The sequence below is a fragment of the Rhodococcus sp. BL-253-APC-6A1W genome, from assembly GCF_012843405.1.
Lineage (GTDB): Bacteria > Actinomycetota > Actinomycetes > Mycobacteriales > Mycobacteriaceae > Rhodococcus.
The window spans coordinates 80,238-100,329 of the sequence record NZ_JABAFB010000002.1; the positions used below are offsets into that span (position 1 = coordinate 80,238).

Below are 20,092 nucleotides of genomic sequence, written 5' to 3' on the forward strand. Positions count from 1 at the left end.
ACGGGTTTGTACGACGTGTGATGTGACCCGCCCGCATCCTCGCACCGGATGTTCGACAGGTGAAACGGATTGGAAAAGCCCATGGCTAATGGAACGTCGCCGTCACGCGGCAAGATTTTCGCGGGCGTGCTCGCGCCTCTCGCGCTCGGGGTCGCGGCGGCAGTCGCCATCGCGTGGCCGCAACCGACCCCGCCCACCGTCGCCGACCCCGCTCTGGCGGGTATGGCCTCGACGACCGAATGCCATGACATGGTCAGCATCGGCGTCGGCGGACGTGGAGACACCCCCCGCGACCAGACCAAGATGCTCGTCGATGAGAACGGCAACAGGTTGCCCGCGGCGCAGCAGGGCGCGTACCGGAGCCACTGGGTGGATCCGGTGATCAACGCGCCGATGAAGGACCACGAGGGCGAGAACGGGTACGCGGCGATCTACGTCGAGTACCCCGCCGACCTGTCGAGCTACGAAGACGCCGTGAACACGGGCGCCGACAACACCATCAAGGTCATGAAGGCGATCCAGGCCTCGTGCCCCGATACGCAGTTCGCCATCGTCGGCTTCAGCGAAGGCGCGGATGTCGCCCGGCGTGCGGCGATGCAGATCGGCAACCAGGAGCAGAACCCGGACGGCACCTGGCCGAACGGCGATCCTTCTGCGGTCACGGGAGTCGTCATTCTGTCCGACGCCGGCCGCGGCGTCGACGGAGGATTCTTCCCGGGCGCCGACGATCCCAGCAACCCCAACGGCTTCGACCGTCCCTACGAGCCGGGCGCGGGCCCCGCTCCCGGTGGCGGAGTGCTGCCCGGAACGGGCGGCGGGTTCGGCCATCTGGACGGCAAGGTTGCCTCCTTCTGCTCCGAGGGAGACTTCGCATGCTCGACGCCCGACAACATCGCCCTGATCGAACTGCTGGTCAACCTCGGCCGTCAGGTCAACGGCGATGCATTCGAGCGGGAGGGGCTGTCCCCTGCCACGGGTGCCGATCTCGCGCAGGTCGTGGGCCGGGTCGCGCTGCTGGCCCTCGCCGATGTCTCCGCCAACGAGGACTGGATGCAGTCGGATGAGACGTTCCTCGACGTTCTGATCAAGGTGTCCGACCCCGATTACGTCCCGGCGGCTCCCAAGACCACGCCGGTCGCAGCCGACGGCTCCGCACCCATCCCGGCGGACCGCCTGGCCAACCTCGCGTACCTCCCGGAGAAGCTCCTCAAGGAAGTCGTCGGATTTGTGCGGAGCAACCAGAACACCCTCGCGGTGATCATGAGCGATCCGTACGACCAGACCTTCGGTTACAACAAGGAGACGGACGACCATTACGGTCACCACTTCGACTACTGGGACGACGACATCGACGGCAAGGGCACCAGCACCGTCGACTATGCGGCCGCATGGCTCAACCACCTTGCCGAGCAGGCCAAGCAGGGCAAGCCCGTGTCCAGGGACGCCGAAGCCAAGGCGATGCGGATGATGGCCGCCGCCGAGGCTGCGGAAGGCTCCGAGACCCCGGAGACCTCCGAGACGACACCCGCGCCCGCTCCCAGCGAGCAGACGGACACCTCGCCGACACAGGACGGCGTTGTACCGGCACCCTCCGCTCCGGCACCGGGTGCTCCCGCACCGAGCGTCGCCCCCGCACCGGCCGCACCGTCGGGCACGCCGCCCGTCGTCGCACCGGCTCCGGGCACAGTTCCCGCTCCCGAAGGTGCCGGCGCGCCGGCGCCGGCGACGGGCGAGACCACCGCCGGTCAGCCGACCACCGGTGAGCCGACGACGGAGCAGCCGACGGGCACCACCGCCCCGGCCACCACGACGGTGCCTACGACGACCCCGTCGCCGCAGCCCGTTTCCTGACCACCAGGTAACTCGGCGCCAGTACTCGCAGCTTCGACCCCGGCCTCCCCGAGCGCCGCGGCCGTACCGCGAGTCCTGGCGCCGAGTTTTTTCTTCTGCTCCAGTACCGTGAGGACAGACCGGTCCGAATCCTGACACCGGTAGGTGTTCCGGACGGAATCCCTTACCGGCAGTCTCGACAGCGCGCTCCCCTGACCAGAAGGGTCGGCGAGGCGGCTGCTTCTTCACCGCCTGCGCGGAGGGACTCACAGCATGGCCGAGCACGACGAACCGCAGAGTTCCCTCCCCACCTCGATTCGCGTGCGTGGCGCGCACGTGAACAACCTGCGGCACATCGACGTAGATCTACCGCTGAACACGCTCGTCTCCATCGCGGGCGTCTCCGGATCCGGAAAATCGTCGTTCGCTCTAGGGGTGCTCTACGCGGAAGGATCGCGACGCTATCTCGAGGCGCTGTCCACGTACACGCGTCGGCGGCTGACGCAGGCAACGCGCGCGGCAGTCGACAGCGTCGAGCACGTCCCCGCCGCGCTCGCACTCCGCCAGCGGCCCGCGGTCCCCGGCGTGCGATCCACGTTCGGAACCTCCACAGAGCTGCTGAACAGCCTCCGGTTGATCTTCTCCCGCCTCGGCCACCATCGGTGTCCCAACGGGCACCTGATGGAACCCACGATCGATGTCGCCCGCGATCTGCCACTGACCTGCCCGGTGTGCGGGGTCGTGTTCGGCCCGCCGAGCGCCGAGTCCTTCGCGTTCAACAGCGAAGGCGCGTGCGAGCGTTGTGGCGGTACCGGCATCGTGCGCGACGTCGACGACACCACCCTGGTCCCGGACGAGTCGCTGACCATCGACGAGGGCGCGGTCGCGCCCTGGGGCATGTTCGGACTCGTGGCGAACCCGAAAGTTGTCGCCGAGATGGGTGTCCGCACCACGGTGCCGTTCGCCGAACTCACCGAGCAGGAACGGAAGATCGTGTTCGCCGGCCCGGAGGAGAAGCGCTCGATCCTGTACCCGTCGAAGAACGGGAAGCTGTTCGACCTCAACGTCACCTACCGCAATGCCCACCAGTCCGTCGTCGAAGCGTTGAAGAAGGCGGAGACGGAGAAGGGTCTGGGACGGATCGAGCGATTCCTGAGCGTGCAGACCTGCCCGGCCTGCGAGGGCACGAGACTCAGCACCCGGGCCCGCTCGACTCTCGTCGACGGAATATCCCTCGCCGACGCGACAGCGAAAACCCTGGAAGACGTCACGGCCTGGGTTCGGACTCTCCCGGCCCTCGTGCCCGCGGACATGACGGCGATGGCGGACAGCATCGTCACCCAGATGGTCGAGACCGCCCGGATGCTGCTCGGCCTCGGGCTGGGCTACCTCACCCTCGACCGCGCGTCGTCGACTCTCTCCACGGGGGAACGTCAGCGCGTGCAGCTCTCGCGCGCCGTCCGCAATCGCACCACCGGCGTTCTGTACGTGCTCGACGAGCCCTCCATCGGGATGCACCCGTCCAACATCGACGGGCTCATCGCGGTCATCAGGAAGCTGCTCGCGGACGGGAACTCCGTCGTGGTCGTAGACCACGACACCCAGGTCCTCCGGGAAGCGGACTGGCTCATCGAGATCGGTCCCGGCTCCGGCGCAGAGGGCGGCACCGTCATCGCATCCAGCACGCTGCCGGAACTCGAGGGCAACCCACGGTCCCGTATCGCGCCGTTCCTCACGGACACGGTGCACGAGCGTGTCCGTTCACTGGCCGAGGCCGGTGCGGTGTTCGATCACGGGCATATCCGGATGTCCACCACCCCGATCCACACGGTCCATGCCCTCGACGTCGACCTGCCCAAAGGACGACTCACCGCTGTCACGGGCGTGTCCGGTTCGGGTAAGACGACCGTGATCCTCGAGAGCCTCGTCCCGGCGCTCACCGCGGTCGCCGCGGGGAACAGGCTTCCCCCACACGTGACGAGCGTCGATCCCGCCGGCATCGGCAGCGTCGCAGTTGTCGACGCCGCCCCCATCGGACTGAACGTCCGTTCGACCGTGGCCACCTACAGCGGCGTCCTCGACGAGTTGCGGCGCGCGTACGCCGCCACCCCCGACGCGAAGGAACGCGGCCTGAAAGCCGGCGATTTCTCCTACAACACCGGGTCGTTGCGGTGCCCGGACTGCGACGGCACCGGGCAGATCTCTCTCGACGTGCAGTTCCTCCCCGACGTCGACATCGTCTGTCCCGGATGCGAGGGGGCCCGCTACAACGCCGCTGCCCACGACATCGTCCGCACCGTGCGCCATGCCGACGGAGAGCAACGAGAAGCACTCTCGCTACCCGCGGTACTCCGGCTCACCGTCGAACAGGCCCTTCCCGAACTCGCCGACCTCAGAAAGGTGCACAGCCGGCTCCGGGTGCTCGCGGACCTCGGCCTCGGGTATCTCACCCTCGGTGAAGCGACCACGACCCTTTCCGGTGGTGAGGCACAAAGGCTCAAGCTCTCCGCCGACATCGACCGAGATCAGCACGACACCCTGTTCGTGCTGGACGAGCCCTCGATCGGACTGCATCCCCTCGACGTGCAGACGCTTCTCCGTGTGCTCGACCGTCTCATCGTCCGCGGCGCCACCGTCGTCATCATCGAGCACGATCTCGACATGATCCGCAACGCGGACTACGTGATCGACCTCGGTCCGGGAGGGGGCACCTCAGGGGGACGCATCACCGCCACGGGAACGCCGGACGAGATCGCCGCGGACGCTGACAGCATCACGGGCCGGTATCTCTGAAGTGGCGGCGACTCCGCGAAGCTGACTACGGGGTGCACGGTGAGCGATGAACGAGTCGACCTCATCGACCCACCCACAAACGAAACTTGCCCCGCCATCAGGCGGGGCAAGTTTGTGTTCGGGTTACGTGGAGCTAAGGGGACTCGAACCCCTGACCCCCACACTGCCAGTGTGGTGCGCTACCAGCTGCGCCATAGCCCCGTATCCATTTTCTGCGCGTCGGGGGCAACCCCGTGCGCTGAAAGAAAGTTACACCATTGCGCTCGCCGCCAACAAATCGCCTGGTCGGCGGGGGAACGGTGGGAGGCGCCCTGCCGGGGCCTCCCACCGCGCCGCTATCCGGACAGTTCCGCGATCCAGTTCTCGTTGCCAAGGGCATCGATGACGGTGCCGTTGTAGATCACGGCAGGCGTGCCGGTCGCGCCGGTCGTAGCAAGCTTCTGCCGACCGGCCTCCGCGTCGGCGGCCGCCTGCTCCACGCGGGCTCCGTCGGCGATGCACTGCACGGTTTCGTCGGATGCGCCCGCATCGCGTGCCAGTTGCGCGAGTGCAGCGTTGTCGAGGTCGCTGTCGCCGCCCTCCGCCGGCTGCGTATCGGGCGAGAGGAGCGTGTCGTGGAACTTGGAGAAGACCACCGCGTCACCGCTTTCCGCGACGCACTGCGCTGCGGCCACAGAACGTGTCGAGTAATCGCCGCTGCTGGACAGCCGGTCGAGGAACGCAAGAATGTGGTACCGGACAGCAACCTCGCCGTTGTCGATCGCCTGGGCGAGTTCCTGCGAGTGCTTGTGCTCGAGTTCGGCGCAGTACGGGCACATCGGGTCTTCGTACAGATCGATGGTGGCCGCGGCGTCGGGCCGACCGAGGAGAATCGCTCCGTCGTCGAGGCTCACCTCCACCGCGGCGTTCTGCACCGTCCCGTATCCGTCGTTCCGGGCGTCACTACCGCCCGAGGTCCACAGCACGCCGCCGATGACGAGCGCGGCGATCACCACGACAGCGACGCCGCCGAGGATGTAGGTGAACTTGTTCGACGTCGGTTCCGGCGTGTACTTCACCGGTTTGACCTTCTTCGCATTCACGACTTCTGCCCTTTGTTCGTCGGAGAATGTCCGGGTTCACTCTGCCACTGTGGGCTGAGGACGCACTGAGAGCGTCCGCGATCCGGGGCCCAGCGCGGCGGGGGTGCGCGGGAACACCATGAGCCAGACGGCTGCCGCGAGGAATCCCAGGTCTCGCAGGATCTCGGAGGCGTAATCCCACGCGCCGGCGTCGGCGACGGTGCCACCACCACCGAAGCATCCGCAATCGATCGACAAGCCGCGTGCCCATGCCGAGGCAATCGCCGCGATGAGCACTACCAGGCCTATCGCACTCGCCACCGCCGCCGGGCGTACCGCCAGCCCGATGAGCAGCAACAGTCCCAGGATGAGTTCGACCACCGGGAAGACTGCGGCGAACGGCCGCACCAGGTCGGCGGGAAGGAGTTGGTATGCCCGTACCGCGACTACGGTCTGGGTGGGGTCGGAGAACTTGCTCCACCCCGACACCAGCCACACGGCTGCCAAACCCACGCGCGCAGCCGTCGAGACGATGCGAATCCACACAGGTTCGACACTACCGATCCCGTGCTCAGCTGCCAGTGTCCTTGATCACCTCGTCCGCCGGGGCGATGCGGTCGGGGGTGCGGCGGCCGGCGAGGAACCACGGAACCGCGGCGACCAGCATGATCACGCCCGTCACGGCGAACGCCGTCGAGAACGACAGGTGCTGGGCGAGCAGTCCCGCCACGACCGGCCCGATCACCGTGCCGACGTCTGCCGTCATCTGGAACGTGGCGAGGACTGGGCCACCGCGCGCCTTGCTGCCGACGACGTCGGCGACCGCGGCCTGCTGTGACGGGTTCGACAGACCCGACCCTAGCCCTGCCACGAACGACGTGATGAGGAAGAGCGCCACGCTCTCGGTCAGTCCCATCACGATGGTGCCGACACCGCAGATCATCAGTCCGGCGAGGACGAACGGCCGCCGTCCGTACCGGTCGGACCACCTGCCCGCGCGGATGAGCACGACAGCATTGCCCACGGCGAATGCGGTGAGAGCGATGCCTGCGAACGCCTCTCCCTGCCCCAGGGCTTCGACGACGAAGAGCGGCACCATCGCGACGCGCACCCCGAACACGGCCCAGCCGTTGGCGAAGTTCGAACCGAGAGCGGCGCGGTAGATCGGGGAGCCCAGCGCTTCCCGCAACCCCATGATCCGGAGCCCTTCGCCCGTGGTGGGCTGCGCCAGGTGCGACGAGCGCAACATCACGCCCACCACAGCGGCGGCGATCAGCAGGGCCACGGCGTAGATCAGGAACGGTGCCCGCAGACCGAGGCCTGTCAGAGCGCCGCCCACGAGGGGGCCGAAGATATTTCCGAGCAGGAAGCTGGTGGCGTACAGGCCCGAGACGCGACCACGGGCATCGGGCGGCGCGATACGCACCAGCAGGCCCAGTGCCGACACCGTGAACATCGTAGAACCGATACCGCCGAGCCCCCGGAAGACGAGCAGCTGCCAGTAGGTTTCCGCGAAAGCGCACGCGCCGGTCGAGACGGCCACAATGAGCAGCCCCGTGATGTAGATGGGCCGCTCCCCCAGCTTCTGGACGAGCCGCCCGCTGAACGGGGCGAATATCAGGCGCATCGCGGCGAACGCCGAGATCACGACCGATGCGGCGGTCACTCCCACGTCGAAGCTGCGTGCGAATTGCGGAAGTGCCGGGGCGACGAGGCCGAAGCCGAGCGCGATGACGAAACTCGCCGCGACCAGAACCCAGATCTCCCGCGGCAACGCCGCCTCACGTGTACGCATGATGCCCACGATGTTAGCTACGCGCACGACCCGGCCGGCGCCGCGGATCCCCGCGCCGCACGCCGACCGGGACGGGACCGATCAGGACAGGACCGACGAGACGAGGTCCCGGGCCGCCTGCTGTACCTCCGCGAGGTGCTCCGGTCCCCGGAAGGACTCCGCATAGATCTTGTAGACGTCCTCGGTCCCGGAGGGCCGGGCGGCGAACCATGCGTTCTCCGTGGTCACCTTCAGGCCACCGATAGGGGCCCCGTTGCCCGGGGCGGTGGTGAGCGTCGCGGTGATCGGCTCCCCGGCGAGTTCGGTGGCGTCGACCTGGTCGGGAGACAGTTTCGCGAGCACCGCCTTCTGGTCGCGCGTCGCCGGTGCGTCGACCCGGGCGTACGACGGACTGCCGTACCGGGCCGCGAGGTCTCCGTAGTACTGCGAGGGGCTCTTGCCCGCGACGGCCGTGATCTCGGCAGCGAGCAGAGCCAGGACGATGCCGTCCTTGTCGGTGGTCCAGACCGAGCCGTCGTGCCGGAGGAACGACGCACCCGCACTCTCCTCACCTCCGAAACCCAGCGAGCCGTCGAGCAGGCCGGGCACGAACCACTTGAAACCGACCGGTACCTCGAGCAGGGACCGGCCGAGACCCGAGGCGACCCGGTCGATCATCGACGAGCTGACCAGGGTCTTGCCGACCTTACTTTCGGCAGACCACCCGGGCCGGTTCCGGAACAGGTAGTCGATGGCCACCGCGAGGTAGTGATTCGGATTGAGCAGACCGGCGTCCGGAGTGACGATGCCGTGCCGATCGGCGTCGGCGTCGTTGCCGGTCGCCAGGTCGAAATCGTGACGCGCCTCGATCATGGACGCCATCGCATTGGGCGACGAGCAGTCCATGCGGATCTTGCCGTCGGTGTCGAGTGTCATGAAACGCCAGGTTCCGTCGACGAGGGGGTTCACGACCGTCAGGTCCAGATCGTGCCGTTCGGCGATTTCGCCCCAGTAGTCGACGCTCGCGCCGCCCATGGGATCGGCACCGATGCGCAGTCCTGCGGCGCGGATCGCACCGAGGTCGACGACGTTCGGCAGGTCGTCGATATAGGTCGCGAGGAAGTCGTATCGCCCTGCCCCGCCCAGGGCGGAAGCCACCGAAACCCGTTTCACTCCGGCGAGTCCGGCGGCGAGCAGTTCGTTGGCGCGTGCCGCGATCGCCGAGGTCGCGTCACTGTCGGCAGGACCACCCGACGGCGGGTTGTACTTGAAGCCGCCGTCGCGCGGAGGGTTGTGGGAGGGGGTCACCACGATCCCGTCTGCACGGTGGCCTGCCCCTGCGTTGTGCCGCAGGATCGCATGGCTGACCGCAGGCGTCGGGGTGTAACGATCGCGGGAATCGATGACGACTTCGACGTCGTTGGCGACGAGCACCTCGAGCGCGGTGGCCCACGCGGGTTCGGACAGTGCATGCGTGTCGCGGCCGAGGAACAGCGGTCCCCCGGTGCCCTGCCCCGCGCGGTATTCGACGATCGCCTGCGTGGTGGCGAGAATGTGGTCTTCGTTGAACGCACCGGCGAGGCTCGAACCGCGATGCCCGGACGTTCCGAATGCCACCTGCTGCAGTGGGTCTTCCGGGTCCGGTTTCACGGTGTAGTACGCGGTGACCAAGTGTGCGAGGTCTTCCAGATCCTCCGCAGTCGCCCGCTGCCCCGCTCGTTCGTGCGCCATGTGACCTCCTCGTCGACGGTATAGGTCTCATCTTGCCCGTGTGCGCCGAGGCATGCGCGAGGTACACCCCTGATCGAGAGCCGACAGAACACGATTCGAACGACGGGCGTAGCCCCTCACGTGCCGGGTACCGCGGCGGGCGAGACGCCGCGAGAGGGCTCTCGGACCGAACGACGATCATCCGAAAGGAGAAGTACCGATGCCTGATTCGAACAACCCCGGACAGTTCGGCAACCGTGAGGACACCGAAGAACAGGCCCGTCGCGGTGGCGAAGCCGGCACCGGAAGCTTCGGCGACCAGAACAGTGCCGATCCCAACGAGGCCGGGCAGCAGGGGCGCGCAGGCGCAACCCACCGAAGCCAAGGCCCGCGGCGGCAAGAACAGCGGAACCTCGTAACCTCGCATGCAGGGACGGGAGGGCTCGGCAGAAATGCCGAACCCTCCCGCGTTCGATTGATCTCGGTGCAGCACCGTTCACCCGCTCATATCGCCACCTGCCGGCGCCGCCGTCCCGTAAACCACGGTGCCCCAAAATTTTCGGGACGAACACTCGCGCCTACTGCCGATACGATTCGACCTCTCCCACCGGGCGCGGCTCCGCATCGTCGGGGTCGCCACCGAACTCCGCCCTGGCCCGCCGCTGCCGCAGCAGATCCCAGCACTGATCGAGACGCTGCTCCACCATGCGCAGTTCCTCGCGGTCCTCGCCGGTGACCCCGTCGCTACCTGCCTGTCTGCGCAACTCCTGCTCCCGCTGGACCAACTGTTCGATTCGCCCGAACAGATCTTCTTCTGTCATCGTCGGCCTCCTTCTACACAGCGCGTGTCGAACCAGTGCATTCCGAAGGCATAGCCGGTGGCGTGTATGCCAAACACTGTCCAACCAATGCACGGCGGCATCCCACGCCCCGTTGCGCCGGACCCGAAAAAAATCTCCGGTCTCGCGTGTATGCCCCGGCGACTCGGGTATAGATCCGAACGAGCCGCAATGAGGGCTCTCGCAAGACAGGAAGTTCATCCGAAAGGAGCTGTTCCAGTGGCAGATTCGAACAATCCCGGACAGTTCGGCAATCGTGAGGACACCGAAGATCAGGCCCGTCGCGGAGGCGAAGCCAGTACCGGAAGCTTCGGCGACCAGAACAGTGCCGACCCCAGCGAGGCCGGCAGCAAGGGCGCCCAGGCGCAGCCGACCGAGGCCAAGGCCCGCGGAGGCGAGAACAGCGGCGGCGGTAACTCGTAGCCCACGCACGGAAGGGCCCGGCATGATGCCGGGCCCTTCCGGTGTGTTCGTGGCAGTAGACCGGTCGGCGGCACACGATGTCGCCGGTCCCTGTTGATCGCGATCACACCCGCGTACCCGGAATACCGCGGAACGAGAGTGTGTTGAACGGGGCGGATCGGGACGGCACCGTGTCCCCCGGGCTCAATCCCGTTGCCGTCGCAGAGTTCCGTTGGGCTGGAGCTGCGATATGCCTTTCGCCGTGAGGCGACCGGACGTCCCGATCCACTTCGTACTTACCGGGAATCCCCATCCTCTGCGGAGGACGAGGCCTCGTCGGCGTCGCCGAACATGACCGCGAGGCGCGCTTTGATCTCTGCTGTACTCATCGATCCGCTTCGGCTGGTATGGCGAACAGGGTCCGAGGACGAACCAGACGACGTGCCGATAGCTGAAAACGTGGAATCACTCATCTCGACCGGGTGGTCCTTTCAGGGCAATAGCTCGATACGACCTCTGTGCCTGACCGGAGAACCGCCTCGATGAGGACGGGTAAGCCCGCTCCGGGAGAGAACCCCAGACAGGCGGGCAACTGGCTGTACCCGGGTCTCCCGGCGCGATCGCGCCGGAGAAGACCTATTCTTTCTACCTCTGTTCGGTCGTCGGCGCCACTCGGACAACCGACCAGTGCCGTCGAAATCTGTTCTTGCCCACAAGATCAGCTACGCATGCGCGGAGTACCCACCGACGTAAGCTGGGCGATCAGTCGAGACGGTGCTCGGCCGGATCGACCGCGGACCGGGCCACCGCCTCGAGCAGCGCCAGATCTTCCGGGTGAATGTCGGTGCGGTCGGAGGCGGTTTCGAGAACCATCCGGATCTGCCGCTCGAGGGCGGGCACATGCTCGGGCCGGCCCGCGTCACGGACGTGCTCGACCAGCATCCGCAACACCCGGATCAGCGCCAGCGTCACATGCACCTGACCGGCACTGGTGCGACGGATCTCGTCGAACGCATGCCCGATGTATTCGTCGGGCGAGAGCAGCCACGGTCGCACCAGCACCCGCCCGTCGGGGCCACCCACCGACACTTCCTGCTCCGGTGCAACGAGGACGATTCGCAGCAGACTGCCCAGTCGCAGAACGACCTCGATTGCCGTCGTGGGGTCGTTGATCGCGGGACTGAGCGCGCGCAACGCGATGTCGACGAGTTGCCGCAGTCCGAAGTCGAAATCCTGCTGCATGGTTCGGGCGTCGCCGATCGTGACCGTGGCGAGGAGGCGGGCGCGTACACGTTCGGCGTCCTGCGGTGCGGGATGAATGCGCATGAGAACTTCCCCGCGGCGGATATACGCGCCCGGTCGCGTCTCGAGTCGCACGACCGTCGACGGCGGGATCGCGTGGAGGATGTACTCGGTCGGCGCCTGCGAGACCCACCCGTCCGCATGGGCCAGCACTGTGACGTCGTCTGCGGACTCGTCGAACCGCACCGGCCCGGCCGGGACTTCTCGTTCTGCCGCACGGGTCATCGCCTCGATCACCAGGTCCGCTTCGTTGCTGATGGACCGGACCACCTCGCCGACCTGTAGCCGGTGTGCAAGCCGGTCGAGGTACGCGACGATCAGCATCACCGTCGCGACGGTCAGGACAAGTGACACCGTCATCGCGATGCTCGGTGCGGGCGACGTGGCGTCACCACCGACGTGACGCAGGGTGAGGACGCAGAATACGAACGTCGCGACGAGCATGCCTATTACGGTCTGGCTGAAGCGATCCCGGATGAACGAGCGCATCACGCGAGGAGAGAACTGACTGCTCGCCAGTTGCAGGCTCACGACCGTCAGCGAGAAAACCACTCCCGCGGTGGTGATGGTGGCGCCGGCGACGGTGCTGAGCAACCACGTCGCCGCGTTGGTCTGCATGTCCACGGTCCACGGCGCCGAGTCCGCGTCCTCGACGGTTCGGTCGAGCACCGCGGTCACCTCCGCGGCGACCACGCCTGCGACGACGATGAGCGCGGGCAACGCGAACAGGCTTTCCCGGAATCGGTACACGGCCGACGCCAGGCGCAGACGGGGCAGCGGAGCGGGGGCGGTCCTCATGCCTGCCGACTGTATCCATCGAGCGACCCGCCGGCGGAACATCCGTCGACGTCGGCGGTCACACGTATTCGGTTCTCACAGCCGCGGGATCCGATGATTTCTTCCCGGCCCGCAGGTCATACCCGACGACCGCGTCCGATCCACCCCGACAGGAGGGCACCGTGCCCGATTCCTTCGATGTCGTCAGCACCCGCACGTTCAGTGCACCCGCCGAGGAGGTGTGGCGCGCGTGGCAGGACCCGGAACATGTCAAGAGGTGGTGGGGACCTCACGGTTTCACCGTTCCGGTCGCGGACCTCGACTTCCGAGTCGGTGGCACGTCACTGGTAGGCATGCGCGCTCCGGCCGAGTACGGCGGACAGGACATGTTCAACACCTGGACCTACCGCAGGATCGAGCCGACCAGTCTCCTCGAGTTCGACCTCGCCTTCACCGATGCGTCGGGCACGCGGGTCGCATCCCCGCCCGGGGTCCCCGAAGACGTGCGGCACGTCATCACGTTCGTGCCGGGCAGCGACGGCCGGACAATGCTGACCGTCACGGAGTTCGGGTACGCGGATGAACAGGCACGCGACCTGTCGAAGGCAGGGCTCGAGCAATGCCTCGACAAGATGACGGATCTGCTGACGAGCTAGCTAGCCTTCCCTCGTCAAAAAAAGGACCCCGGGTGGGATACCTCGAAAGGTCTCCCACCCGGGGTTTCGGTGGAGCTGCCGGGAATCGAACCCGGGTCCTCCGCCGCCTCGCCAGGGCTTCTCCGTGTGCAGTTCGCTATGTCTCTACTTGGATCTCCCGTTCCCGCGAACAAGACGAGATGACGATCCCAGTCGCTGTTTGATGTCCCATCCGACTCCGCGACCGAGCCGAACGGTAAAGCTCTCTAGTCGATGCCAGGATCCGGGTCGAGAGCAAACCCGGTCTGACAGAGACGCAATCGCTACTTAGGCAGCGAGGGCGTACTCGCGCTGAGTGGTCTCGGCGCTTAATTGGTTGCAGCGACGCTTACGGTGGTCTCTTGCCTGCACCGACACGCTTCCCCTAGCTCAACGTACGCAGTCGAAACCGTTCAGCCCCGCACGTCCCTGCGAGGTCGTGTAACCCCGCAGGACTACCCACTCTAGCGACGAATCCGTCCGTTGTCATTCTCATTGTCGCAGAGCGCCGACCGAAGGGAATGAGCCTGCTCACACCGCATCCGCTACCACTGGCGGACCCGGACCGGAGTCACCCGGATCGGGACCGAGTAATCGTCACGAAAGCCGAGCGGCGTGTAGTCGAGGGACGCGATCTGCCGCTCGTACTTGCCCACGAAGGTGTTCCATTCGTCCTCCGAGACCCCGGCATCCACGACGGCCTGCCCGGTGAACACCGCGACCTCACCGCCGTATGCATCCGAATTGAGGTTCAGCGCCACGCGAGGGTGCGCCGCGATGTTGGCGAGCTTGTGGGTGCCGGGCTGGGAGAACACCAGGAAACTGGCGTCGGTCCACAGGAACCACACCGGGGTCGGTACCGGCGAGGACTGCGCGTTCACGGTGGTCAGCCACACCACCGACTCGTCACGGAGCCTGCGCGCGACGGTCTCGGACAGGGTCGGGGTTTGCGTCATCGCTCATCTCCGGGGTGCGCGTAGGGCTCGAACCGGTCGTCGGTCCATTCTGCGTCCGCGGTGCCCTCACTTCACGGCAAACTCGAGCCCGAAATTGTTCAGAGTCGCGGGCAGCGGCTCGTCGGGGCGGAGGCGCTGCCCCGAGGTGAGGGTGAAATCCGCCTTGTCGAGCAGCGATGCGAGCAGTGTGCTGGTCACGAACAACACCAGGTTCCGGCCGGGGCACCCTGCCGGGCCGGCGCTGAAGGGCACGAGAGCGGGATACTCCTCGGCGCGTCCGTCGAGCCAGATCTCGGGGTCGAAACGATCGGCGAAGGGGACTACATCCGGATCGCGATGGAAGGCCGACGCGAGGATCACGAACGCGGCTCCCGCAGGGATCGCGAAGCGGCCACGCTCGTCTTCCCATTCGGTGCGGACGAGGGAATCACGCAGAATCGCCGGAGTGGTCGGCCACAGGCGAGTCGTGTCGAGGACGCAGGCGCGGACGAAATCCAGGGTCCTCGGCTGTGTCCGGTCTCCGCTCGCGATGTCGTCTCGGGCGCGCTCGCGGTGTTCCGGATGTGTGGCGAGTACCGCAAGGGTGCGGGCGGTGACCATTCCTGCGGCGTCGAAGGCGAACAGCCAGTGCGGGATCTGCCCCACCGCGTCCACGGACGCGCTCACCGGCATATCCCGAATGACGCCGGCAAGGCTGTCGCTCGGCGCCGCCTCGACGGCGTGCTGGAGACGCTGCGTGAATCTGTCCCGCAACCGGTGCCGGACGGGATGTGCGAACGACCAGTTTCCGTTGGACCGGAGTGTCCACAGCTCGTCCGTGAGTGTGTCGTCGTCGCGAGCGGCGTCGCCGAGGACGATCCTGCGGACCAGCCGCCACCACGCGACCGTGAACTGCTCCGCATCGAGAGTCCCCGTCGAACGGGCGGTTTGCAGAAGACGCTCGGCTTCGTCGGCCACAGCCTCCTCGAACGGCGCTGCCAGCCCATGCAGGGGACGGTCGGTGTCGAGGGCACGCTCGTTGACCGAACGGCGCTCCGCCCGCATCTCGCCCCGCGAGATCAGCACGCCTCGCGGCTGGAACGGCCGGAGTGCCGCCTCTTTCTCGCGGTTCGCCGCGGTGAACGCATCCGCCTCTGTGCGCAGAATCCGGTCGACGTCGGTGGGCGACAGCACGACCGCCACGTCACGGCCGACGATGTTCATCGGCAAAGGGGCGGAGCCGTATCGGCCGCGCAACCGGGCGACCTCGCGCACGGTCGCGGCGTCGGAGTTCATGCGCTCGAGCAGACCCATCACGGGGCGACGCCGCGCGATCGGACCGCCCGCCAGGAAGGGGGCTCCGACGGTGCTCAGCAACCGGGCGACATCCGTCACCGCGGCCTTGCGCTCGCCGGTCGCCGTTGCTTCCTCGCCCACCTCGCGTAACGCCATACGGTCTTCCTCCTCGCCGGTGATTTCGCGCGGATGCGCCTTCACACGGGCGACTACCCCGGATAGGCGGGGGAAAACCGTGACCTGCGGAGCAGGAAGCTACGCGGCGACGCTGATCAGCCCGACCGCGACACCGGCCGCGACCATGCCCAGAAGCCGGAGCCGACCCACGCGTTCGCCCAGCACGATCATCGCGAGAAGGACCGTCGCGGCGGGATACAAGGCTGCGACGACGCTCACGAGGGACAGCATGCCCTGCTGGTACGCGAAGATGAGGGCACCGTTCGCGAGGACGTCGAGCGCACCGATCCCGATCAGGACCGGCATCATCGATTTCGTCGGCCACACCACGCCGCGCCAGACGGCACCGATGACACACCACACGACGAGCGTCGCGGTCACGCGCGATACGGCGAGCCCCCACAGCCCGGTTCCCTCCTCGATCCGGCCGAGGGCGATGAACGACAGGGCGAACGCGACGCCCGATCCCACGGTCAGCCACGCCACCTTCGCGGTGAAGCGCGGGTGTTCCGTGCCGACGACGGTCTCGTCGGATTCCCAGCTGACGAGTGCGACTGCCACGACGGCAACGAGGATGCCGACGTAGGAAAGTGCGCCCGGCCGCTCACCGAGCGAGATGCCGACGACCACCGGGATGCCCGCCACGAGAACCGCGGTGAGCGGGGACACCACCGACATCGGGCCCGACGCGAGTGCCAGATAGAACCACCAGATCGCGATGCCCCCGGCGACGCCCGCAACGGCTCCCCACCCGAGGGACGACACGGTCGGTTCGCCGCCCACGAGCGGCGCGACCGCCAACGCGAGCAGGAGAGAAATCGGATAGGTGACCGCGACGACGCCGAGGGCGCTGGCACGACGCGAAGAGGCTCCACCCGCGAAGTCGCTGAGCCCGTACGCGAGGGCCGCGACCAGCGCGAGGGCGACCGCGATCAGCGGCGCATACCCTTCACGCGTCGTCCCAGTTCGCGGGTCACCTCACGTTCGGCAGTCCGGCGCGCGAGATCCTGACGCTTGTCGTAATCCTGCTTACCGCGCGCGAGCGCAAGCTCGACCTTGACCTTGCCGTCGGAGAAGTACATCGACAGCGGCACGAGAGTCTGGTTGCCCTCGCGGGTCTTGCCGACGAGAGTGTCGATCTCGCGGCGGTGCAGCAGCAGCTTGCGGGTGCGGCGCGGAGCATGGTTGGTCCATGTGCCGTGCCCGTATTCCGGGATGTGCAGTCCGCGCAGCCACACCTCACCGTCGTCGACTGTGGCGAATGCGTCGACGAGCGATGCCTTGCCCTCCCGGAGGCTCTTCACCTCGGTCCCGACGAGAGCGATCCCCGTCTCGAAGGTGTCGATGATGGCGTAGTTGTGACGTGCCTTGCGGTTGGTCGCGATGACCTTCCGGCCCTTTTCCTTCACTTACAGGCCCTTCCGGTCCTCGAACGGTCGATACAGAACACAGTCCAGCATAGGAACCGCGGCAACTCGTTATTCACGCACGTACAGGCGAAGGGTCACGTACGAGGTCAACGCCGCCATTCCCACGCCGACGAGAACGAGGAACGGCGCGATGAACACGACGTCGCTGTCGGTGATGCGGGCGACGATGTTCGCGTCGTATACCTCGGAGAGCATGTCGTCGACGAACATGCTCTTGGCCGCGAAGAGCCCTCCGATGGCCAGCGCGGCACCGACCACCGCGGCAACCACGGCTTCGAGCAGGAACGGCAGCTGGGTGTACCAGCGGGTCGCGCCGACCAGCCGCATGATGCCCACCTCGGTCCGGCGGGTGAACGCCGCGATCTGCACCATGTTGGCGATGAGCAGCACCGCCGCGATCGCCTGGATGGTCGCGATGGCGAAGGCGGCGTTGCGGATACCGCCGAGCACGCCGAACAGCCGCTCGACGAGGTCCTGCTGGTTGAGGACGCTGTCGACTCCGGGTCGCGTCCCGAATTCGTCCTGGATCATGGCGAACCGGTCCGGGTCCGACATCTTGATCTTGAACGATGCGGGGAAGCTGTCGGCGCTCACGAGTTCGGCGAGCTCGGGCTGGTCCGCGAACACGCGATCCGTCGCGTCGGCCACCGCGTCGTCGCGGCTGAGGTACTGCACCGAGACGACGTCGTCGGTGTTCTCGATGTCGCTGCGCAGCGTGCTGCAGATCTCCTGCTCGCACTCCGGGTCGAGTGAGGAGACGTCTTCGGTGAGGAACACCTGCACTTCCACGCGGTCGAGGAAGATCTGCTGCGTCTTGCCCGCCATCTGGACCACCAGCAGGCCGGCTCCGAACAACGCGAGAGAGATCGCGGTGGTGAGGATCATCGCGATCGTCATGGTGAGGTTTCGGCGCAGGCCGGTGGTGACCTCGCTGAACAGGAAACTGGCACGCATCGGGTGGGGGATCCTTCGGTTGCCGGGTGGAAGGCGGAGCGGGACTGGTGCTAGCGGCCGACGCCGTACACGCCGCGTGCCTCATCGCGGACGAGCCGCCCGAGATCGAGTTCGACGACCCGTCGCCGCATCGAGTCGACGATGTGGTGATCGTGCGTCGCCATCAGGACCGTGGTGCCGGTGCGGTTGATGCGCTCGAGCAGCAGCATGATGTCCTGGCTGGTTTCCGGGTCGAGGTTGCCGGTGGGCTCGTCGGCCATCAGCACGAGCGGACGGTTGACGAACGCCCGCGCGATCGCGACGCGCTGTTGCTCGCCGCCGGACAGTTCCGCGGGAAGCCTGTCGGCTTTACCCGAGAGCCCGACGAGGTCGAGAACCTCGGGGACGGTGCGCTCGATCACCGTGCGGGGTTTGCCGATCACCTCGAGAGCGAAGGAGATGTTCTCGGCGACGGTCTTGCGTTGCAGCAGCCGGAAGTCCTGGAAGACGCAGCCGAGGTTCTGCCGCAGTTTCGGCACCCGGCGACCGGACAGCCGATTGACGTGGAAGTCCGCGACGTGGATTTCTCCGCTCGTCGGCCGGTCCTCCCGCAGCAGCAGACGCAGAAACGTCGACTTACCGGAGCCGGACGGCCCGATGAGGAACACGAACTCGCCCTTCTCCACTTCGACGGACACGTTGTCGAGGGCAGGACGCGTGGACGTCTTGTAGGACTTGGACACATTCTCCAGCCGGATCACGACGCCATGCTAGCCGTTACCGGACGGTGATCTACTGCTCCGGCCCACCGGTCTCCGAGGTGTCGCTCTGCTCGTCCACGCTCGGGAGTCCCGGAATCTGCAGATCGAAGGGCATCTGCCTGGTCGTCGTGGTCGTGCCGGTCGTGGGTGCCGGCGGAGCAGGTTCGGTCCTCGTGGCGGTCGGCACGCCCGGGTTCGGCGGCACCGTCGTCGTCACGGACGGCGGGGTGCCGGTCCCGGACGGATAGGTGGTCGCCGTGGGAGGCAGTGTCGTTGCCGTCGGTGCGGTCGACGCCGGAGGCACATACGGAACGTAGGGCGTCTCGGAGATGATCACCGCCGACGGGGGAACTTCGGCAGGCTTGTCGGGCTGGTTGAGGAACAGGTAGAGCATCCACAGCGCGAGCCACAGCACACACAGCCCGAGCGTTGCGGTGCGGACCTTTCCACCGAACAGGTGAGACGGGATGCGCGACCAGAACCGCTTCTCGTCGCTCATGGGGCGGCCTCCGACCGGTCGACGACGCTTGCGGTACCGAGTTGCGGTGTAACGGTAATCCCCTGGACTCGCAGAGCGCGTGCGATCCGTGCACGCAGCAGGCGCCCCACCTGGAATTGCTTGCCGGGGAGGGTCCGCGCCACCATCCGCACGCTCAGCTGATCGACCTCGAGGCTCTCGACACCCATCACGCTCGGTTCGTCGAGAAGCAGTTCGCGCACGCGGGCGTCGTTGTAGGCCGCGACTCCCACCTCTCGCAGGATGTCGGTGACATCGGAGATGTCGGCGCTGACGGGAATGGGTACGTCGACCACGGCCCGCGCCCAGTCCTTCGACAGGTTGACCGCCTTGTTGATCTGCCCGTTCGGCACGATGATCACTTCGCCGGCGGTGCTCCGGACGCGCGTGACTCGCAGCGTCACGTCTTCGACGGTGCCCACCGCGTCCTCGGAGGCGCCGGTCACGGAGATCTGGACGGTGTCGCCGAACCCGTACTGCCGTTCGGTGATGATGAAGAATCCCGCGAGGATGTCCTGGACGATGCGCTGGGCACCGAAACCGAGCGCGGCACCGATCACGGTCGCCGGCGCCACCAGGGTGCCGAGCGGCAAGTCGAGATGGTCGAACACCTTCAGCGTCGCGACGATGTAGATGAACGAGATCAGCATCCACGTGATGACCTGCGCCATCGAGTGGCGATGCTTGGTGGCCTCCGACCGGACGAGGTCGTCGGACTGCTCGTAGCTCTCGTCGATACGCCGGGTGATCCGCCCGCCGCCCCACGACACGAACCGGGCGATCAAGGTCGCACCCAGCACGGTCAGGACGATCAGCAGCCCGTTGCTCGAGAGCCAGTCGAGAAGACTACTCCCGGGAAACACCATGCGACCGCCTCTCGC

General features: G+C 66.9%; 18 protein-coding genes, 1 tRNA gene, 1 other RNA gene and 1 pseudogene. 5 read left to right on the plus strand and 16 right to left on the minus strand.

Translation table 11 applies throughout. The annotated features are described in order from the left end of the window. Positions 1-81 precede the first annotated feature (81 nt). Complete coding sequence (locus tag HF877_RS02920) at positions 82-1,851, plus strand: cutinase family protein (protein WP_169619694.1); 1,770 nt, start codon at positions 82-84, stop codon at positions 1,849-1,851. Between the two features lie 252 nt (positions 1,852-2,103). After that, on the plus strand, positions 2,104-4,623 hold the full coding sequence (locus tag HF877_RS02925) for an excinuclease ABC subunit UvrA (RefSeq protein WP_169619695.1): 2,520 nt from the start codon (positions 2,104-2,106) through the stop codon (positions 4,621-4,623). Positions 4,624-4,751: 128 nt separating this feature from the next. Here the strand turns inward: HF877_RS02925 and HF877_RS02930 are convergent. The 5 genes from HF877_RS02930 to pgm form a co-directional block, all read right to left on the minus strand. After that, positions 4,752-4,824, minus strand: a tRNA-Ala gene (locus tag HF877_RS02930). A gap of 134 nt (positions 4,825-4,958) precedes the next feature. Continuing rightward, a complete protein-coding gene (locus tag HF877_RS02935) occupies positions 4,959-5,705 on the minus strand; it encodes a DsbA family protein (RefSeq protein ID WP_169619696.1) in 747 nt (248 codons plus the stop codon). Between the two features lie 36 nt (positions 5,706-5,741). Then, positions 5,742-6,230, minus strand: coding sequence for a MauE/DoxX family redox-associated membrane protein (locus tag HF877_RS02940; RefSeq protein WP_169619697.1), 489 nt, complete (start codon positions 6,228-6,230; stop codon positions 5,742-5,744). A 25-nt stretch (positions 6,231-6,255) separates the two neighbouring features. Continuing rightward, positions 6,256-7,479: an MFS transporter gene (locus HF877_RS02945; protein ID WP_169619698.1), complete on the minus strand. Its 1,224-nt coding sequence runs from the start codon at positions 7,477-7,479 to the stop codon at positions 6,256-6,258. Between the two features lie 81 nt (positions 7,480-7,560). After that, complete coding sequence (gene pgm / locus HF877_RS02950) at positions 7,561-9,189, minus strand: phosphoglucomutase (alpha-D-glucose-1,6-bisphosphate-dependent) (RefSeq protein WP_169619699.1); 1,629 nt, start codon at positions 9,187-9,189, stop codon at positions 7,561-7,563. 199 nt (positions 9,190-9,388) lie between these two features. Between pgm and HF877_RS21250 the strand changes: the two are divergent. Then, positions 9,389-9,587 (plus strand): annotated as a pseudogene (locus tag HF877_RS21250) (hypothetical protein). Between the two features lie 159 nt (positions 9,588-9,746). Here the strand turns inward: HF877_RS21250 and HF877_RS02955 are convergent. Further along, entirely contained in the window at positions 9,747-9,989 is a 243-nt protein-coding gene (locus HF877_RS02955; protein WP_169619700.1) for a DUF2630 family protein, read from the minus strand. A gap of 237 nt (positions 9,990-10,226) precedes the next feature. On the opposite strand from HF877_RS02955, the gene HF877_RS02960 reads away from it, so the two are divergent. After that, positions 10,227-10,430 carry a hypothetical protein gene (locus HF877_RS02960; protein WP_169619701.1) on the plus strand — a complete coding sequence of 68 codons (204 nt, stop codon included), beginning with the start codon at positions 10,227-10,229 and terminating at the stop codon, positions 10,428-10,430. 741 nt (positions 10,431-11,171) lie between these two features. Here HF877_RS02960 and HF877_RS02965 read toward each other — a convergent pair. Then, positions 11,172-12,509, minus strand: coding sequence for a DUF2254 domain-containing protein (locus HF877_RS02965; RefSeq protein ID WP_206036537.1), 1,338 nt, complete (start codon positions 12,507-12,509; stop codon positions 11,172-11,174). Positions 12,510-12,670: 161 nt separating this feature from the next. Here HF877_RS02965 and HF877_RS02970 point away from each other — a divergent pair, with 161 nt between their 5' ends. Beyond that, positions 12,671-13,144 (plus strand): SRPBCC domain-containing protein, encoded by a 474-nt coding sequence (locus HF877_RS02970; protein WP_169619702.1) that lies wholly within the window; start codon positions 12,671-12,673, stop codon positions 13,142-13,144. A 67-nt stretch (positions 13,145-13,211) separates the two neighbouring features. Here HF877_RS02970 and ssrA read toward each other — a convergent pair. From ssrA to HF877_RS03015, 9 genes are all read right to left on the minus strand, one after another. Then, positions 13,212-13,583, minus strand: a transfer-messenger RNA (tmRNA) gene (gene ssrA / locus HF877_RS02975). A 124-nt stretch (positions 13,584-13,707) separates the two neighbouring features. After that, entirely contained in the window at positions 13,708-14,118 is a 411-nt protein-coding gene (locus HF877_RS02980) for a TIGR03667 family PPOX class F420-dependent oxidoreductase (RefSeq protein ID WP_169619703.1), read from the minus strand. A gap of 66 nt (positions 14,119-14,184) precedes the next feature. Continuing rightward, a complete protein-coding gene (locus HF877_RS02985; RefSeq protein WP_169619704.1) occupies positions 14,185-15,549 on the minus strand; it encodes a cytochrome P450 in 1,365 nt (454 codons plus the stop codon). Positions 15,550-15,648: 99 nt separating this feature from the next. Continuing rightward, positions 15,649-16,506, minus strand: coding sequence for a DMT family transporter (locus tag HF877_RS02990; RefSeq protein ID WP_169619988.1), 858 nt, complete (start codon positions 16,504-16,506; stop codon positions 15,649-15,651). Further along, positions 16,503-16,979: an SsrA-binding protein SmpB gene (smpB, locus tag HF877_RS02995; RefSeq protein WP_169619705.1), complete on the minus strand. Its 477-nt coding sequence runs from the start codon at positions 16,977-16,979 to the stop codon at positions 16,503-16,505. The genes HF877_RS02990 and smpB overlap by 4 nt, the downstream gene beginning before the upstream one ends. A gap of 69 nt (positions 16,980-17,048) precedes the next feature. After that, positions 17,049-17,954, minus strand: coding sequence for a permease-like cell division protein FtsX (gene ftsX, locus HF877_RS03000; RefSeq protein ID WP_169619706.1), 906 nt, complete (start codon positions 17,952-17,954; stop codon positions 17,049-17,051). A gap of 50 nt (positions 17,955-18,004) precedes the next feature. After that, positions 18,005-18,694 (minus strand): cell division ATP-binding protein FtsE, encoded by a 690-nt coding sequence (ftsE, locus tag HF877_RS03005; RefSeq protein WP_169619707.1) that lies wholly within the window; start codon positions 18,692-18,694, stop codon positions 18,005-18,007. 31 nt (positions 18,695-18,725) lie between these two features. Further along, positions 18,726-19,193 carry a hypothetical protein gene (locus HF877_RS03010; RefSeq protein WP_169619708.1) on the minus strand — a complete coding sequence of 156 codons (468 nt, stop codon included), beginning with the start codon at positions 19,191-19,193 and terminating at the stop codon, positions 18,726-18,728. Next, the gene (locus HF877_RS03015) at positions 19,190-20,077 is read right to left on the minus strand and encodes a mechanosensitive ion channel family protein (RefSeq protein WP_169619709.1); all 888 of its coding nucleotides are present in this window, start codon (positions 20,075-20,077) and stop codon (positions 19,190-19,192) included. The genes HF877_RS03010 and HF877_RS03015 overlap by 4 nt, the downstream gene beginning before the upstream one ends. Between the last annotated feature and the right edge of the window lie 15 nt (positions 20,078-20,092).

Coding starts and splice junctions, on each gene's coding strand:
- HF877_RS02920 (WP_169619694.1), top strand. CDS start 82: ATGGCTAATGGAACGTCGCCGTCACGCGGCAAGATTTTCGCGGGCGTG.
- HF877_RS02925 (WP_169619695.1), top strand. CDS start 2,104: ATGGCCGAGCACGACGAACCGCAGAGTTCCCTCCCCACCTCGATTCGC.
- HF877_RS02945 (WP_169619698.1), bottom strand. CDS start 7,479: ATGCGTACACGTGAGGCGGCGTTGCCGCGGGAGATCTGGGTTCTGGTC.
- pgm (WP_169619699.1), bottom strand. CDS start 9,189: ATGGCGCACGAACGAGCGGGGCAGCGGGCGACTGCGGAGGATCTGGAA.
- HF877_RS02955 (WP_169619700.1), bottom strand. CDS start 9,989: ATGACAGAAGAAGATCTGTTCGGGCGAATCGAACAGTTGGTCCAGCGG.
- HF877_RS02965 (WP_206036537.1), bottom strand. CDS start 12,509: ATGAGGACCGCCCCCGCTCCGCTGCCCCGTCTGCGCCTGGCGTCGGCC.
- HF877_RS02980 (WP_169619703.1), bottom strand. CDS start 14,118: ATGACGCAAACCCCGACCCTGTCCGAGACCGTCGCGCGCAGGCTCCGT.
- HF877_RS02985 (WP_169619704.1), bottom strand. CDS start 15,549: ATGGCGTTACGCGAGGTGGGCGAGGAAGCAACGGCGACCGGCGAGCGC.
- ftsX (WP_169619706.1), bottom strand. CDS start 17,954: ATGCGTGCCAGTTTCCTGTTCAGCGAGGTCACCACCGGCCTGCGCCGA.
- HF877_RS03010 (WP_169619708.1), bottom strand. CDS start 19,193: ATGAGCGACGAGAAGCGGTTCTGGTCGCGCATCCCGTCTCACCTGTTC.
- HF877_RS03015 (WP_169619709.1), bottom strand. CDS start 20,077: ATGGTGTTTCCCGGGAGTAGTCTTCTCGACTGGCTCTCGAGCAACGGG.